Origin of the sequence: Peribacillus sp. YIM B13482, from assembly GCF_042787975.1 — a bacterium.
GTDB lineage: Bacteria > Bacillota > Bacilli > Bacillales > DSM-1321 > Peribacillus > Peribacillus simplex_A.
On record NZ_JBHZPF010000013.1, the window covers coordinates 17,158 to 34,319 of the forward strand.

At 39.3% G+C, this 17,162-nt stretch carries 15 protein-coding genes, 3 pseudogenes and 1 other annotated feature (1 of these 19 running past the window's edge); of the genes and pseudogenes, 12 read left to right on the plus strand and 6 right to left on the minus strand.

The annotated features are described in order from the left end of the window. Positions 1-350: 350 nt before the first annotated feature. Both rnjA and ACFX4L_RS08935 read right to left on the minus strand, forming a co-directional pair. Positions 351-2,021, minus strand: a complete 1,671-nt coding sequence (gene rnjA / locus ACFX4L_RS08930) for a ribonuclease J1 (protein WP_061462260.1) — start codon at positions 2,019-2,021, stop codon at positions 351-353. A 3-nt stretch (positions 2,022-2,024) separates the two neighbouring features. Beyond that, positions 2,025-2,234 carry a DNA-dependent RNA polymerase subunit epsilon gene (locus ACFX4L_RS08935; RefSeq protein WP_061462261.1) on the minus strand — a complete coding sequence of 70 codons (210 nt, stop codon included), beginning with the start codon at positions 2,232-2,234 and terminating at the stop codon, positions 2,025-2,027. Positions 2,235-3,187: 953 nt separating this feature from the next. Here ACFX4L_RS08935 and ACFX4L_RS08940 point away from each other — a divergent pair. Then, on the plus strand, positions 3,188-3,955 hold the full coding sequence (locus ACFX4L_RS08940) for a Cof-type HAD-IIB family hydrolase (RefSeq protein WP_377382651.1): 768 nt from the start codon (positions 3,188-3,190) through the stop codon (positions 3,953-3,955). A 49-nt stretch (positions 3,956-4,004) separates the two neighbouring features. On the opposite strand, the gene def is transcribed toward ACFX4L_RS08940, so the two are convergent. Beyond that, a complete protein-coding gene (gene def, locus ACFX4L_RS08945) occupies positions 4,005-4,559 on the minus strand; it encodes a peptide deformylase (protein ID WP_377404826.1) in 555 nt (184 codons plus the stop codon). 206 nt (positions 4,560-4,765) lie between these two features. Beyond that, positions 4,766-4,870: pseudogene (locus tag ACFX4L_RS08950) on the minus strand (YjcZ family sporulation protein); the annotation flags it as partial. 267 nt (positions 4,871-5,137) lie between these two features. Between ACFX4L_RS08950 and ACFX4L_RS08955 the strand changes: the two are divergent. The 8 genes and pseudogenes from ACFX4L_RS08955 (at position 5,138) to ACFX4L_RS08990 (ending at position 12,831) form a co-directional block, all read left to right on the plus strand. Next, positions 5,138-5,800, plus strand: coding sequence for a YkyA family protein (locus ACFX4L_RS08955; RefSeq protein WP_061462264.1), 663 nt, complete (start codon positions 5,138-5,140; stop codon positions 5,798-5,800). Positions 5,801-6,440: 640 nt separating this feature from the next. Further along, complete coding sequence (gene pdhA, locus ACFX4L_RS08960; RefSeq protein WP_061462265.1) at positions 6,441-7,556, plus strand: pyruvate dehydrogenase (acetyl-transferring) E1 component subunit alpha; 1,116 nt, start codon at positions 6,441-6,443, stop codon at positions 7,554-7,556. Positions 7,557-7,559: 3 nt separating this feature from the next. Next, complete coding sequence (locus ACFX4L_RS08965; RefSeq protein ID WP_061462266.1) at positions 7,560-8,537, plus strand: alpha-ketoacid dehydrogenase subunit beta; 978 nt, start codon at positions 7,560-7,562, stop codon at positions 8,535-8,537. Between the two features lie 177 nt (positions 8,538-8,714). Continuing rightward, a pseudogene (locus ACFX4L_RS08970) lies at positions 8,715-8,822 on the plus strand (biotin/lipoyl-containing protein); the annotation flags it as partial. A 243-nt stretch (positions 8,823-9,065) separates the two neighbouring features. Beyond that, positions 9,066-10,016: pseudogene (locus ACFX4L_RS08975) on the plus strand (dihydrolipoamide acetyltransferase family protein); the annotation flags it as partial. A 3-nt stretch (positions 10,017-10,019) separates the two neighbouring features. Next, positions 10,020-11,432, plus strand: a complete 1,413-nt coding sequence (lpdA, locus tag ACFX4L_RS08980) for a dihydrolipoyl dehydrogenase (protein WP_061462268.1) — start codon at positions 10,020-10,022, stop codon at positions 11,430-11,432. 268 nt (positions 11,433-11,700) lie between these two features. Beyond that, a complete protein-coding gene (locus ACFX4L_RS08985; RefSeq protein WP_309145510.1) occupies positions 11,701-11,958 on the plus strand; it encodes a hypothetical protein in 258 nt (85 codons plus the stop codon). 45 nt (positions 11,959-12,003) lie between these two features. Further along, positions 12,004-12,831 (plus strand): polysaccharide deacetylase family protein, encoded by an 828-nt coding sequence (locus ACFX4L_RS08990; protein WP_377382656.1) that lies wholly within the window; start codon positions 12,004-12,006, stop codon positions 12,829-12,831. Positions 12,832-12,857: 26 nt separating this feature from the next. On the opposite strand, the gene ACFX4L_RS08995 is transcribed toward ACFX4L_RS08990, so the two are convergent. Continuing rightward, positions 12,858-13,292 (minus strand): DUF1885 family protein, encoded by a 435-nt coding sequence (locus tag ACFX4L_RS08995; protein WP_377382658.1) that lies wholly within the window; start codon positions 13,290-13,292, stop codon positions 12,858-12,860. Positions 13,293-13,600: 308 nt separating this feature from the next. On the opposite strand from ACFX4L_RS08995, the gene ACFX4L_RS09000 reads away from it, so the two are divergent. Then, positions 13,601-13,726, plus strand: coding sequence for a GapA-binding peptide SR1P (locus ACFX4L_RS09000; RefSeq protein WP_081108747.1), 126 nt, complete (start codon positions 13,601-13,603; stop codon positions 13,724-13,726). A 193-nt stretch (positions 13,727-13,919) separates the two neighbouring features. Here ACFX4L_RS09000 and ACFX4L_RS09005 read toward each other — a convergent pair whose 3' ends face one another. Then, complete coding sequence (locus ACFX4L_RS09005; protein ID WP_125162545.1) at positions 13,920-15,377, minus strand: aminotransferase class I/II-fold pyridoxal phosphate-dependent enzyme; 1,458 nt, start codon at positions 15,375-15,377, stop codon at positions 13,920-13,922. Positions 15,378-15,783: 406 nt separating this feature from the next. Here ACFX4L_RS09005 and ACFX4L_RS09010 point away from each other — a divergent pair, with 406 nt between their 5' ends. Together ACFX4L_RS09010 and ACFX4L_RS09015 are read left to right on the plus strand one after the other, a co-directional pair. Further along, positions 15,784-16,743 carry an NAD(P)H-dependent flavin oxidoreductase gene (locus ACFX4L_RS09010; protein ID WP_284471339.1) on the plus strand — a complete coding sequence of 320 codons (960 nt, stop codon included), beginning with the start codon at positions 15,784-15,786 and terminating at the stop codon, positions 16,741-16,743. A gap of 57 nt (positions 16,744-16,800) precedes the next feature. After that, positions 16,801-17,076, plus strand: a complete 276-nt coding sequence (locus ACFX4L_RS09015) for a UPF0223 family protein (protein WP_061462273.1) — start codon at positions 16,801-16,803, stop codon at positions 17,074-17,076. A 69-nt stretch (positions 17,077-17,145) separates the two neighbouring features. Then, positions 17,146-17,162 (plus strand) — a binding site (T-box leader) (it continues 214 nt past the right edge of the window).

Consider the following 17,162-nt stretch of genomic DNA (forward strand, 5'->3'; position numbering starts at 1 on the left):
ATTCTTGCCAAAAATAGCGTGTCGCCGCTTACTTTCGGAAGCTATCATTAATACCCGATAGAAAATCTGTTCAAACAGGTCAGTATCTTTAAAGCTCCGCCCATTTTTTTTCGCGATCGTAGAGAAGCGTGGCACTTTAACATGGAAACCGTAACCTAAACCAACGGCCATGTTGTTACGCAGACCTTTGAATAAATATCTTTCACCAAGTCATGCCCGGAAAGCAAGTGCCCTACGTTCCAATCACCGGTCAAATTTAGTAAACCTAAAAAAACTGTGGACAAACTCAATTATAATCAAGTTTGTCCACAGTCTGAAAACCCAGCCATCATATGGCTGGGTTTTTTTGTTTATTGGACTTCCATGATGATCGGTAGGATCATAGGACGGCGTTTAGTTTTTTCATATAGGAATGGAGATAAAGTGTCTGTAATTTCATTTTTAATTTCAGACCATTGAGTAGTTTTGCGATCCATCACTTTATTTAAATGCTTAGTGATCAAGGATTGAGCATCACTGATCAGGTCTCCCGATTCCCTCATATAAACAAATCCGCGTGAGATGATGTCAGGGCCGGACGCAATTTTGAATTCCTTCATATTTATGCTGACAACGACAACCACAAGACCTTCTTCGGAAAGAATCCGACGATCGCGTAAGACGATATTACCGATATCCCCGATGCCGCTTCCATCGATATAAACAGAGCCTGAAGGGATTTTACCAGCAATTTGTGCTGTGTTTTCACTTAAGGAAAGAACTTCACCATTATCCATGATAAAGCAATTTTCTTCCGGGACACCGCAATCGACTGCATGACGGGCATGAAGTTTTTGCATGCGATATTCACCATGGATTGGCATGAAGAATTTTGGCTTTATCAAACGAAGCATTAGTTTTTGTTCCTGCTGTCCGCCATGACCTGAAGTATGAATATCATTCAGTGGCCCTGAAATGACGTCTGCACCTGCACGATATAATTGATTAATCGTTCTGGAAACACTGATTGTATTACCAGGAATAGGTGAAGAAGAAAATACGACTGTATCACCAGGAATGATTTGAATTTGACGGTGAGTCCCATTTGCTATCCTTGACAGTGCTGCCATTGGTTCACCTTGGCTGCCTGTACAAAGGATGGTTACTTTGTTCGCAGGCATACGATTTAATTGCTGTACATCTATAAATGTATCTTTAGGCGCTACGATATAACCAAGGTCTTGGCCAATTGATATGGCGGAATCCATACTGCGGCCAAAAACAGCTATTTTACGGCCATTAGCCACGGCTGCTTCTACAACTTGCTGAAGGCGATGGATGTTCGATGCAAACGTTGCAAAAATGATCCGGCCGTCAACCTTACGGAAAATGTCTTGAATGGTATCGCCGACACGGCTTTCAGACATAGTGAAGTTCTGCACTTCACTATTTGTGCTATCCGAGAGTAAGCACAATACGCCTTCTTTGCCAATTTCGGCCATCTTGGTCAAGTTCGCTGGCTCGCCAACAGGTGTGAAGTCGAATTTAAAATCACCAGTATGGACAATTTGCCCAGGTGGCGTTTTTACAACGATTCCATAAGAATCAGGGATACTGTGAGTTGTGCGGAAGAATGAGACGGAAGTCTTCCGGAACTTGATCACTTCATCTTCACTGATTTCAATCATGGTTGTCTGACGTAAAAGGCCATGTTCTTCCAATTTATTCCGAAGTAATCCAAGTGCAAGCTTCCCGCCGTACACAGGGACATTCACTTTTCTAAGTAAATAAGGAATCCCGCCAATATGGTCTTCATGGCCATGCGTGATGAAAACACCTTTAATTTTATCTACATTTTTCTCTAAATAGCTGTAATCCGGAATCACATAGTCAATACCGAGAAGTTCATCTTCAGGAAATTTAATTCCAGCATCAATGACGATGATCTCATCTTGAAACTGAACAGCATATGTGTTCTTACCGATTTCGCCTAAACCGCCCAGGGCGAATACAGCTGTTTGATCATTTTTTACAAATTTCATAAATTATAGCTCCAATACTTTGTAATCTTCATTTTGTTTTTCATATTCTAAATATGCTCCGGTTACCGGTAGTACAATTTCTACGTTATAAGGTTCTTTTTTTAATTTTAAACGGACGTCACGAACAGATTCACCTTCAACAAACACTGTTTTAGTATTCTCCCTGATGGGAACCTCTGCTATGGTTACTTGATAGTATACCTTAAAAACCATTTTAATCTCTCCTCACTTGTTTGCATTGCTTTTTTCATTATATATAAAAACAACAATTTTTTCATGTTTTTCAACATCATGTAAAAATAAACCCAGCTCCGCCATAAAAACGGAAGGGGTTTTGATGAATTAAATATACCAATGTCTAAAAAAGTATATAAAAAAATAGATGGCAGATATCGGGTATCAATCCAATTATAGCTTCCTCTATCATATATCCTATCCGTTTTTACTATGTGTAAAACTTAAATCGCTAAGAAAAGTTTCTGCAAGCTTCTTTTCATGCGAAAATAGTTTACTCACTTTATCTTATTTGAATGGGATCCTTTTTCGCAAACGATTTCTTTCTTAATTATATAGTACCATTGGGTACAGCGTTTCATGAAAAGACAACGGCTAATAATTTGATGAATTATGTAATCACCTTGCATATCAATGCCAAGATAGAAAGAATGCTTAACAAGAACTTTACAACAAGGAAGAAGCCCTCCGCAAGTTTTTGAAGGGCTGTCCGAAAAAAATTCGCATATGGATGACGGCCATGGCAGGATATGAATGGCAAATCATGCGATAGATTTTTTTCTTAAAAGATCATTCCACTGTTTAACAAGCTTTTTACGAAGCTTTTTTAACATGGCGATCACGCTCCCTTAGTTATTATTGTATAGGATTATTCAATAATGTAAATATGTCTTTACAAGTACTTGGCCCATTTTTGAAAAAAAAGGCACATTCATACCGACAACTGTGATTTCAGAGGCAAGAAGGAGGGGAGAAGTGTAAGATGGAAAACCTGAGTTTTAGTTCTATTAAGAATAGTATATGCTCATTTTTGAATACAAACCGTAACTTTGAGTGGAATTCTGTAGAGTTACTTGACTTATCTTGATGACAATTATTAAATGGGTACATATTAAAAAAGGAAAAATGAATGAATTGGAAGTGAATCGTTAGTGAAAATCGTATTTTTTGATATTGACGGAACATTGCTTGATCATGAAAAAAAGTTACCTGCTTCAACGAAAAAAGCCATTAAGCAATTACAGGATAGCGGGGTTTTCGTAGCGATTGCCACTGGAAGGGCACCGTTTATGTTCGAGTCTTTAAGGGAAGAACTGGGCATCGATACATTCGTTAGTTTCAATGGACAATACGTTGTTTTTGAAGGGAAAGTCGTTTATAAAAACCCTTTGAGCATAACTGAGATAAAAAGGCTTCACGAACATGCTGAAAATAATAAAATCCCAATCGTTTTCATGAATGAGGAGACAATGAAATCGAGTGTCCCACATCATAGCAGAATTGAAGAAGCATTAAGCACCTTGAAGTTCCCACACCCTGAACATGTGGCAGACTTTTATGAGGACCATGAAATATACCAGGCCTTATTATTCTGCTCGGAAGATGAAGAAGGGAATTTTGTTGGGAAATATAATGACTTTCACTTTATTAGATGGCATGAATACTCGACGGATGTACTTCCATTCGGGGGTTCAAAAGCTGAAGGTATTAAAATACTAATGGATAAAGTCGGGTTTGCTCTTGAAGATGTTTACGCCTTTGGAGATGGCTTAAATGATATAGAAATGTTAAAAGTAGCGGGATATGGCGTGGCAATGGGGAATGCCGGTCAACTTGTGAAGCAAGAGGCCGACTTTGTAACGAAGGATGTCGATGATGATGGCATACTTTTTGGTTTGAAGGAACTTGAACTGATTTAAATAAAAACTCCCGTCAACCAAAAGACGGGAGTTTTTGTCGCTTATACGTTTACCTTTCCACCGCAATGGAATTTTCCGGAACGGCATAGGGTTCTTCCTGATTGATATGATCATAAAACATGATTCCATTAAGATGGTCGATTTCATGTTGAAAGCAAATGGCTGCGGTGCCTTTAAGGCGGAGCTGAACCGAATTTTCTTCCAGGTCCGTACCCACAACCGTTATTCGAGCATAACGTGGTACATAGCCAGAAACGGGGCGATTAACGGAAAGACAGCCTTCTCCGGATGTCAAGTATGCTTTCTCCATTGAATGACTAATGAGTTTTGGGTTGAAAAGTGCATAGCTATACAGTTGATCATCTTTTTCTTTCAAATGGACCGCAATCATCCTTTTTGAAACATTAACCTGTGGTGCAGCCAAGCCGATTCCTGCCCTTAACCCGTATAAAGCAGCAATATCGGGCTTTTGGCTGTTTTGGACGTATTCCATCAAGCTAGCTAAAAGTTGCTTATCTTCATCTGACGCCGGAAGTGGAACCTCCAGCGCGACTTTCCTTAATATCGGATCGTCTTCCTTAACAAAATCATCCATAGTAAGCATAATCTTTCACCCCATAGAAATTCTTATAATATGTATAGGTTATTTTAACAAAAAAAATGCTGAAAGTTAATGGGAGGGATGGAATCGGTCGACAAATTCCTATCCCAGCCATTATTTGTTGAGGTCTTTTAAAAAAAAATAGAAATTTTTTTGTGAATAGGGTAAATAGATAACATTTTCGGGTAAAGGTAGAAGTAATTATCGGTTTAGCAAAAGCAAGCGCCGACAATGATGAGCAGAATGAACAGGACGATGATTAGGGCGAAGCCGCTTCCAAAGCCGCAGCCTCCACCACATTGACCACCGTAACCAAAGCTGGGTTCAACGGAAACCGGATAACAACAATCCTGGTTGTAACCTCCATACATAATTTCATACCTCCGTTTTTGTATTATTAAAATGTTGACCACTCTGATTTGAAACGGTCCCTACAGCCTATGCAGTATGGTTTAAAGGGTGTAGGCTTGCGCCCAGTAATGAAAAATTCATGTTCGGAATATGATTAGTACAAGTGTCTGTGCTTAAACAGAAATTTAGAGAAATATGAATCTACAAAGAACTATCAGAAGGAGCTGTCTATGTTGAAGCGTTTTGGTCCATATGTTATTTTACTTCTTTTTTTAGCGATCTTGACCGGTTGTTTTAATGGTTCACCGGAAGAAAGAATCCACAAGATCCTAGAGAAAACTGCAGAAAAGGAAAGTGATTTCACCGAGAATCAGGAGCCACTTAATGATTTGGAGAAAAAAGAAAAAGAACAGTATGAGAAAATCATTAAACTTGGCTTGGAAGAGTATGAACAAATCGTCGAGCTTTCAGATGAAGCAACTAAAAATATTGACCAAAGGGAGGAAATAATTGAAAAGGAACAAAGCAGCATGCAATCCTCGAAAGAACAATTTAATAAGATAGATGAACAAATCGGGAAAATAGAGGATGAAAAGGTAAAAAAAGAAGCGACTGAAATGAAAAAGGTCATGAGTGAACGTTATAGCACCTACGACAACTTATATGATGCCTATCAGCAAAGTCTGGCAAATGATCGTGAATTATATGAACTGTTTAAAAAAGAGGATTTGAAAATGGATGAATTACAAGGACAAATCGAGAAAATCAATACTTCCTATACAAAAGTTTTGAAAGCGAATGAGCAATTTAATGCATTAACGGTAAAGTCCAATCAAAAAAAAGAAAGTTTTTATGACAGTTCGGGCATAGAAATGGCTGACTCAACAAAATAATATAAGTAATGATGGGCTGTGATCCTCACTCACAGCCCATTTTTTGTGGCTCCAGTTTTCTATAAACTGAAAAATTCTAGAATGATTTTTAAATGCAGATAGCCGAGGGTAAATTTCAGTACCTGTACTAAAAAAAAATGAAAATAGAAAATCTAACAGCAGACTGATATGAAAGCGTTTGAATATTTTTTTAGAATATTATCTTAAAGGCTCAAATGCCTTTAGTTAAAGCGGTTTTGGAATCGATTGGATAGGCTGAGGGATTGAAATATTATCTTTATTCATCCATAAATTGAAAAATGGTGGGGGATTAATAGTACAGTTGTAAAACGAAAACTAATACAGAGAAGAAGTATGAGTATTGTAGATTCTCGTAAATCAAAAAAATAAGGAACTCCAAGTGATTGACTTGATGTTAATTCATCTTGTAAACTAAATCTGTAAAAGTTCTTGTATCATTTTCCTTGATTTTTTTTATGGTACAGAATAAGATTGAGACATATTAAGCATATCCACGTTTGAGGGATTGGTCTTAAGGGAAAAATAAAACAATGAATTGTTGAAGAAACTATAAAGCAAACTATTTTTGCTTTAGAGAATAATAATAGCAAACCTTTTTAATGAAAGGATGAGGTGCCAAATGGCTCAAAAAACTAAACAAGCTAAAATTAATGTTCAAGATCAGCTTAAGAAAGTGGAAGAACAATTTGAAACTTTCCAAATTTTAAATGAAGAGGGAGAAGTCGTTAACGAAGCGGCAATGCCTGATTTAAGTGATGAACAACTGCAGGAATTAATGCAACGTATGGTTTATACCCGCATTTTGGATCAACGTTCTATATCACTGAACCGCCAAGGCAGATTAGGGTTCTATGCACCGACTGCCGGTCAAGAAGCTTCTCAGATCGCTTCCCAGTATGCATTGGAAAAAGAGGATTTCATTCTTCCAGGTTACCGAGACGTGCCGCAAATCGTTTGGCATGGCCTGCCGCTTTGGCAAGCATTCTTATTCTCTCGGGGACATTTTAAAGGAAATCAAATTCCTGAAGATGTCAATGTGATTTCCCCTCAAATCATTATCGGTGCTCAATATATCCAAGCTGCCGGAGTGGCACTTGGTATGAAGAAACGCGGAAAAAAAGCTGTAGCAATCACTTATACCGGTGACGGTGGAACCTCACAAGGTGACTTCTATGAGGGAATTAACTTTGCAGGTGCATTTAAAGCGCCAGCTATCTTCATCGTGCAAAATAACCATTTCGCAATCTCAACTCCGGTTGATTTACAATCAGCATCGAAAACATTGGCCCAAAAGGGTGTGGCTGCAGGTATTCCTGGCATCCAAGTTGATGGTATGGATGCATTGGCTGTTTATACAGCAGTTAAAGAAGCGCGTGAACGTGCAATTAATGGTGAAGGCCCTACATTGATTGAAACATTAACTTACCGTTATGGACCACATACGATGGCTGGTGATGACCCGACACGTTACCGTACTTCAGATATGGATAATGAGTGGGAATTAAAAGATCCATTGGTTCGTTTCCGCAAGTTCTTGGAAAACAAAAAACTCTGGAATGAAGAATTAGAGAACGAAACAATAGAAAAAGCAAAAGACGATATTAAAGAAGCAATCAAAAAGGCTGATGCAGAACCTAAGCAAAAGGTTACAGACCTTATTGAAAACATGTATGAAGAAATGCCTTATAACTTAAAAGAACAATATGAAATTTATAAAGAGAAGGAGTCGAAGTAAGCCATGGCTCAATTGACGATGATTCAAGCAATTACAGAAGCATTACGTACAGAACTTAAAAATGACGAGAATGTACTCGTTTTTGGAGAAGATGTTGGTCTTAATGGAGGAGTTTTCCGTGCAACGGAAAATCTTCAAAAAGAATTCGGCGAAGATCGTGTATTTGATACACCTCTAGCTGAATCCGGAATCGGTGGATTAGCTGTCGGTCTTTCCTTGCAAGGTTTCCGTCCTGTTCCTGAAATACAATTCTTCGGTTTCATATATGAAGTAATGGACTCCGTAAGCGGTCAGCTTGCTCGTATGCGCTACCGTTCAGGCGGACGTTACAGTGCGCCGGTTACAATTCGCTCACCTTTTGGAGGCGGAGTGCATACTCCGGAAATGCACGCTGATAGCTTAGAAGGTTTAATGGCTCAGCAACCTGGGTTAAAGGTAGTTATCCCTTCCACTCCTTACGATGCTAAAGGCTTATTGATTTCGGCGATTCGTGATAATGACCCTGTCATTTTCCTTGAGCACATGAAATTGTACCGCTCTTTCCGTCAGGAAGTTCCTGAGGAAGAATATACAATTCCATTAGGAAAAGCGGATGTGAAAAGAGAAGGAACGGATTTATCCATTATTACGTATGGTGCGATGGTACAGGAATCAATCAAGGCAGCTGAAGAATTGGCTAAGGAAGGTCACTCCGTAGAAGTGGTCGACTTACGGACTGTATCTCCATTGGATATTGATACAATCATTGCTTCTGTAGAAAAAACAGGACGCGCAATCGTTGTTCAAGAAGCACAAAAGCAAGCTGGTATAGCAGCGAATGTTGTCGCGGAAATTAACGAACGTGCCATTTTGAGCTTGGATGCTCCAGTACTGCGAGTGGCGGCTGCTGATACGGTATTCGCGTTTTCACAAGCTGAAACAGTATGGCTCCCTAATTATAAAGACATTATTGAAACGGCGACTAAAGTCTTGAAGTTTTAACAATCTTAAGCAATGGAATGAATGTCCTGCTTGAGAAAGTAATTTCGCATTAACGGTAATGCAAGATAAAGGACTTTATTCAAAGCACTAAGTATGATTTAATATAGGAGGTTGAACTCAGTGGCATTCCAATTTAGACTCCCTGATATCGGAGAAGGTATACACGAAGGTGAAATAGTGAAATGGTTTGTAAAACCAGGAGATAAGATTCAAGAAGATGACGTGCTTTGCGAGGTTCAAAACGATAAGGCCGTTGTTGAAATCCCATCACCAGTGGAAGGTACCGTTGAAGAAATCCTTGTTCAAGAAGGAACGGTTGCCGTTGTAGGTGATGTACTTGTAACATTCGATGCTCCAGGATATGAAGATCTTCAGTTTAAAGGGGATCATGGAGAAGAAGCGAAGGCAGAAGGTGCTAAGAATACGGAGGCCCAGGTTCAAGCTACAGCTGAAGCTGGACAGGAAGTCAAGAAAGAGGCTGCTCCGGTTCAAGAAAATAGTGCAGAAACGGGCGCGGGATCACAACCACAAGTTGAGGCGGATCCTTCACGACGTATTATCGCCATGCCTTCTGTTAGAAAATATGCACGCGAACAAGGGGTAAATATTCGTGAGATTTCTGGTTCTGGGGATAACGGCCGCATCATGAAAGATGACATCGATGCTTTCAAAAACGGCAAAACGGCTCCACAGCAACCAGCAGCTCAAAGTGAAGCTTCACAACAAACTGATACGGAAAAAACCGAAAAACAAAAAGTTTCAATTCCAGAAGGGCAATATCCTGAAACTCGCGAGAAAATGAGCGGTATGAGAAAAGCGATCGCCAAAGCAATGGTTAAATCCAAACAGACAGCTCCACATGTAACATTAATGGATGAAATCGATGTGACGCTATTGGTTGCTCACCGTAAAAAATTCAAGGGAATTGCTGCAGAAAAAGGAATCAAGCTTACTTTCCTACCTTATGTTGTTAAAGCGTTAACAAGTGCATTGCGTGAATTCCCTATGCTAAACACATCATTTGATGATGAGGCTAGTGAGATTATCCATAAACACTATTACAATATCGGAATTGCTGCAGACACAGACAAAGGACTGCTCGTTCCAGTTGTAAAAGATGCAGATCGTAAATCAACTTTTGCTATTTCACAAGAAATTAATGAATTAGCGACGAAAGCCCGTGACGGCAAATTGGCTCCTAACGAAATGAAAGGTGCTTCTTGCTCCATTACGAATATCGGTTCCGCAGGCGGTCAATGGTTCACACCTGTAATCAATCATCCAGAAGTTGCCATTCTAGGGATTGGACGCATTGCCGAAAAAGCAATTGTACGCGACGGGGAAATTATCGCCGCTCCAGTTCTGGCATTATCACTGAGCTTTGATCACCGCATGATTGATGGGGCTACTGCTCAGCATGCATTGAATCATATCAAAAAGTTATTGAACGACCCAGAATTATTGTTAATGGAGGCGTAAACAATGGTAGTAGGAGATTTTCCAATCGAAACAGATACTTTAGTGATCGGTTCAGGCCCAGGGGGATATGTTGCCGCAATTCGCGCAGCGCAGCTTGGACAGAAAGTAACGGTCGTTGAAAAAGGAACAATCGGCGGAGTTTGTTTGAATGTAGGCTGTATCCCATCGAAAGCTTTAATTTCGGCAGGACACCGCTTCCATGAAGCTCAGCATTCAGAAGACATGGGTATCTTTGCAGAAAAAGTTACTGTTGATTTTTCTAAAGTACAAGCTTGGAAAGGTACTGTTGTAAAAAAATTAACTGGCGGTGTAAGCAGCCTGTTAAAAGGTAATAATGTTGATGTTGTAACTGGCGAAGCTTACTTCGTTGATGAAAACAGCATCCGTGTTATGAATGAAGACTCAGCGCAAACATATACATTTAAAAACGCAATCATCGCTACTGGTTCATCGCCAATCGAGATTCCGTCATTTAAATATACGAAACGTGTACTTAATTCCACTGGTGCTCTTGCTCTGGAAGAAGTTCCAAGTTCGATCGTGGTAATCGGCGGAGGTTATATTGGTACTGAGCTTGGCGGAGCGTTCGCAAGTTTTGGCACTAAAGTGACCATCCTTGAAGGTACAGAAGAAATTCTTTCTGCAGGCTTTGAAAAACAAATGGCAGCACTTGTTAAACGTAACCTTAAAAACAAGGGCGCTGAAATTGTTACTAAAGCAAATGCTAAAGGCGTGGAAGAAACTGAAACAGGTGTAACCGTTACTTATGAAGTAAAAGGCGAAGAGAAAAAAGTTGAAGCCGATTACGTTTTAGTAACAGTGGGACGTCGTCCTAATACTGCAGAAATCGGTTTGGAACAAGTCGGAATCAAAATGACTGACCGCGGTTTGGTCGAAACGGATAAACAATGCCGTACAAGCGTGAAAAACATTTATGCAATCGGAGATATCGTTTCTGGACCTCAGTTGGCTCATAAAGCTTCTTATGAAGGTAAAATTGCTGCTGAAGCCATTGCAGGACATTCATCTGAAATCGACTATCTTGCTATTCCGGCTGTTGTATTCTCTGAACCGGAACTTGCTTCTGTCGGTTATAATGAAAAAGAAGCGAAGGAAGCTGGAATCGAAGCTCTTGCTTCTAAATTCCCATTCGCTGCAAATGGACGTGCCCTTTCATTAAATAATACGGACGGATTTGTGAAGCTTATCACTCGCAAAGAAGACGGATTGGTTATAGGAGCACAAATTGCAGGACCAAACGCTTCTGATATGATTGCAGAACTTGGTTTAGCTATCGAAGCGGGAATGACTGCCGAAGATATCGCCATGACAATCCATGCACATCCAACATTAGGGGAAATCACAATGGAAGCTGCTGAAGTTGCCCTTGGAACTCCTATTCATATCATTAAGTAATTATTTTATAAAAGCGTACTGCAAATGCAGTACGCTTTTTCTTATTTGCCAGATAAAATGAAGGATTACCCCAATTCATAAATTTTTCTTTACACTAGTTAAATGAAAAGGACAAAAAGGGCATAAGCTATAAAAAGGACGTCTTACTTTTTTTCCTTGAAAAGGTTTGAATAAGGTAAAAGAGGATAAAAAATAAGAAGAGCGATTTGCTGAACGAATATTTTTTCCAATAAAAAGTTTATTGCTGATATATTCATATTAAAATGGGGTGGATCACTTGAAAAATTATCTGGTAATCCTCTTTCAACTAATCGTTTGGAGTGGGTATACATTAGTTGAATGGCTTTCCGTTAATGATCGATTTGTTTTCAAAGTATTCATGTTTCTGGTCTTCTCTTATTTAGCCATTTACATTGGTAAAATGATTTTAAAATCCAATAAGCGCACCTTGCTTGTTACCGTGATAAGTTTATTATGTTACGGTATTTTGCAAATCCTATTGGAAACGCTTGTACCGGTTTATTGAAATTTTCGTAAGGTAAACAACGACACAAGAATCCACGGGGGAACTATGATTAACAAAGTATTAGTATTATTTACATTTGTATCATTTTTATTTATGGGCTGCAATGAACCCAATCTCGATCAAACTGAACATGAGAATCAAAAAAGTGTGGAAACGACAACTACCGTCCAAGATGAAAGCCAGTACGAGAAAGATCTGAAAGTAGAAACATCAAAAACAAATGGGGAAATGAATGTTAAGGCAGAATATCGGTTGGACAAAGATGATTGGTCATTTAAACCCATTGGGAATGCAAATCCGAAAGTTGTTTTGTTAACCTTTGATGATGCACCTGATAAATATTCGCTAAAGATTGCCAAAACCCTTAAACGACATGAGGTACCTGCGATTTTTTTCGTGAATGGTCACTTTCTTGAAAATGATGAAAATAAAGCGATGCTAAAAGAAATTCATGAAATGGGTTTTCCTATAGGTAATCATACATATTCTCATGTGAATTTAAAAGAGTTGAGTGAAAAGGAACAAGAGAGGGAAATCGTAAAATTGAACAATTTGGTTGAGGGTATTATCGGAGAACGCCCTAAGTATTTCAGGGCGCCTTTTGGATCGAATACAGATCATTCAATAAAAGTCGCTGAGAAAGAAAAAATGTTGGTCATGAATTGGACATATGGATATGACTGGGAAAAAGAATATCAAGATAAAAAAGCTTTAACTGAAATCATGCGGAACAGCCCTTATTTAGGAAATGGCGCGAACTTACTGATGCATGACCGGAAATGGACGAGTGAAGCGATAGAGGATATCGTGAAAGGGTTACAAAAGAAAGGTTATAAGATCCTTGATCCAAAATTAATTGAAACGCCTGCATGAGCTGATTTTCGGCTTCAGCAGGTTTTTTATTTCCTAGAATAGTAATACATCACTCGATTATTGAAGAGATGGAGCTGCGCCCGTAATTTCTTTGCAAGGAACTTGCACAATTCATTTGCTTTTCCTTTATCACCGGAAGTTGCTGTTTCTGGGAGAGTGAATTGGATATAGGATTGAATCCGCTCTAATCCATCTTCATCCCTAACGACTTCTTGGTCAACGCCTATCAATATCATATGGTAACGATCCTCATTGGATTGAAGATATATTGCCTTATCTTTCATTCTTTCAGGTTCTTTCATTTCATAAGGAAATGCTTTCTTTTCATAGTCCCAATCCAGTTGCTTTCCGGTTTTCGCAGTGATCATTTGATAATAATTCAGTAATTCTTTAACGTCTTCGATGGTTACTGTCGCTTTCACGGACTCGGGAACAAGTTTGATATAGGCATTTTCAGTCATTTGGAACCCCCTTAGATCTATAGATGTAAGTATATATTAACATTTTATGTTCGTATTATATACTAATCTATATGTAAATTTATAGGTAAAATTCCATTTTCAATGTTGCTTGGCTGAGATTGGAATGGTGTAATATGTAAAAACAGCCCAGAGAACCCTGCATTGTTTGAACTCAAATGAATTAAATGGGAAAATATATATATGTTATACTTTTTGGCTTGAAATAATAAATGTGTTATATTATAATTCATATAAAGCGGTTACATTACGTTATTAATGCATACAATATAGAGGAAGGGGTTGTAAAAATGGGAACTATCGTATGTCAAACTTGCAATAGCACGATTGAACATTTTGAAGATGAAAAAGTAAGTGTACTTTATACACACAATCACAACTGCCAATGCTGTGATACAGCTGCCTCTGAAAAATAAATGGAAAAAGAACTTAAAGATTAATAGAATTTAAGGGTGTTTCAGGATTGCAACCTGGAGCACCCTTTTTATAGGAGTTAATAAGGGAGTATTCTTCCGTTTTCGACAAGTGCACTTTGCTCAATTACAATTGAAACAATAGAATGGGCAAAAAAACCAGAGCAGGTATCTGCTCCGGTTTGATGAAATTCAATCAGTTTTTAATGATGCGTAAATATTTTATCTCTGGATCCTCTGGACCTTGAACTGGTAGGCCTGCCTCGATGTTCTTCCGGATGTAATTGATATTATCTTCGGTTATCAGTTCACCGGGTATAAAGATCGGGATTCCCGGCGGGTAAACCATGATGAATTCAGCGCTGATTTTGCCAACGGATTCCTCGATGGGAACTACTTCGGTTTCTGCATAAAAAGCTTCCCTGGGAGATAAAGCCAGTGGAGGTGTATCAGGAAGCAGTACTTCAATTTTTTCATGTTCTGCAGCCATTTCCTTAAACTCATTCGATAAGTCTCTAAGGGCAGCAATCAGCAGGTCCGCTTCTGTTTTTGAGTCCCCCGGTGTTATCAGGCAAAGGATATTGTACAAGTCGGAAAGCTCCACTTCGATATTATGCTTTTCACGAAGCCATTTCTCAACGTCGTACCCGGTAATATTCAATTCCTTAATGGAAATGATCAGTTTAGTCGGATCATAACTAAAGGCTGCCTTACTGCTTAGGATTTCGCTGCCGACACATAATAGATAAGGAATCTCATTCACGGCCTCACGGATATATCCTGCAAGATTTATGGCTTCATCGATCATTTCCCTGCCTACCGTCGCAAGTTGTCTTCTAGCTGTATCCAGAGAAGCTAGAAGGATATAGGAGGTTGAGGTAGTAGTGAGCATGCTCAAAATTGATTGAACACGATTTGCAGAAACCAGTCCATTCTTAACATTTAATATGGAACTTCCCGTTAGTGAACCGCCCAGTTTATGAACACTCGTAGCAGCCATATCTGCTCCGGCTTGCATGGCTGACATCGGCAAGTCCTCATGGAAGTGAATATGGACACCGTGTGCTTCATCTACGAGTACTGGGATTTGGTAGGAATGAGCAACTTCCACTATTTTTTGCAAATCAGCCGAAATGCCGAAATAGGTGGGGTTGATTACAAGCAATCCTTTTGCATCACTATGTTCACTTAAAGTTTTTTCAACGGCATCGATGGTTATTCCGTGTGAAATGCCCAAGTCCTTATCTATTTCAGGATTGATGAAAACGGGAACCGCTCCGGAAAATACAATGGCAGACATTACGGATTTATGCACATTCCTCGGAACGATGATTTTGTCCCCAGGGCCGCAGACTGTCATGACCATAGTCATGATTGCTCCGCTTGTTCCTTGAACGGAAAAGAATGTGTGATCTGCACCAAAAGCTTCAGCGGCAAGATCCTGAGCTTGTTTAATGATGCCCTTTGGCTGATGGAGATCATCGAGTGGTGCTATATTGATTAAATCTATGGATAATGCATTTTCTCCAATAAAATCACGGAAATCAGCGTCCATTCCTTTTCCTTTTTTATGACCTGGAATATGAAATTGAACGGGATTTTTTTTTGCGTGCTGCAATAAGGCAGTGTATAAGGGTGTTTCATTCTGTGACAATTCTTTGTAGCCCCTTTTCAATATAATAGGTACGAAATATTGGGGAGATATACTCCCAATTATTAACGATCGCATGTTTCTCCGATTCCATTCAAATGGTCTTTTGGATAGACATAAAACAAATGAATTATAGCACGTCTTATAATAAATGCCTAGCGTGACTTTAATGTACTGACATAAACAATTTCTAAATTTCTTTGATATTATGGGGCCCAATAAAAATAACAGCCGGTTATAATTGTCTATATCCCTAGTATTAACTGGATTGACCCAAGAATTCTTCTTTTATAAATATTGAATGGGTATGAGTTTAAAAATTGAACGGGTAAATTATATTTGCCATAATAAAGCTGTGATATAAATTGCTTATAAGTAAAACAAACCATTAAAAAGGGAGATGAGGAGCTTGGAGTGGAATACGCGTGTGACCGATTTGTTAGGGATTCAATACCCAATCGTACAAGGGGGACTGGCTCATTTAGCATATGCAGACCTGGCTGCGGCAGTTTCGAATGCAGGGGGGCTAGGGCAGGTAACGGCCATGTCCTTGGACAACCCAGAGCAACTGGTAGATGAAATAAGAAAAACTAAATCAATGACGGATAAACCGTTTGGTGTGAACTTTGCAATCGGTCAGCATGGAAGGCCTTATGAACACATGCTTGAAGCAGCCTTGAAAGAGGATATCGCAGTTGTTTCCGTAACAGGCGGTAACCCTTCACCATTTCTTGATTACGTCAAAGGTACTCAGGTGAAAAAACTGGTGCTTGTTGCTGCAAGAAGACAGGCAGTGAAGGCTGAACAGCTTGGTGCAGATGCAGTGATGGTAGTTGGTCAGGAGGGCGGTGGACATTTAGGCCGTGATGATATTGGAACTTCCGTGTTAATTCCTCAAGTTGTGGATTCCGTTAAAATTCCAGTCATCGCCTCGGGTGGTTTTGGCGATGGGCGCGGTTTGATGTCAGCGTTGGCACTTGGTGCCGATGGAATCGAGATGGGAACACGATTCATAGCAGTCAAGGAGTGTGTTCACGCACATGAATTATATAAAAATGCCTTGGTTTCCGGCACAGAAAATGATACCGTTGTCATTAAGCGGTCCATTGGTGCCCCAGCCAGGGTAATTGCAAATAGCTGGACTGAAAAGATCCTTGAAATAGAAAAAGAAAATGGCGGATATGAGCAACTGAAGGATTACATAAGTGGAAAAGCGAACCAGCGTTATATCCATGATGGTGTTGAAGGTGAAGGGTATGCCTGGGCTGGACAAGTGATGGGGCTGATTCATGATGTACCATCGACTGCTGACCTAATCAGCCGGATTATCTACCAGGCGGAAGCAATTCGTTCAAAATGGGCAGACTGATGATGCATGGTCTGCCGGACAGCATGAAAAACTATCTAGAAGGAGCGTGTTTAGGGTATGGATTATCAATATCCAATGGATCTTGATTGGTCTACTGAAGAAATCGTAGATGTGATCAAATTCTTTGAAGCTGTAGAAAAGGCTTATGAAAATAAAATACAAAAGGAAGAATTTATGAAAGCCTACCGAAGGTTCAAGGAAATAGTCCCAGGTAAGGCGGATGAGAAAAAGTATACGGATGAGTTTGAGTCAGTCAGCAACTATTCATCATATCTTGTAATTAAGAAGGCAAAAGGAATAGAAGACGGAGAATGGATAAAAATGAAAAATTAAAAATATAATTTTTAGAGAACTCCATTGACTTACTGAAAAGATTGTTTTAACATAATAATCAAGAAAAAGATAAAGGCAGTGACGAA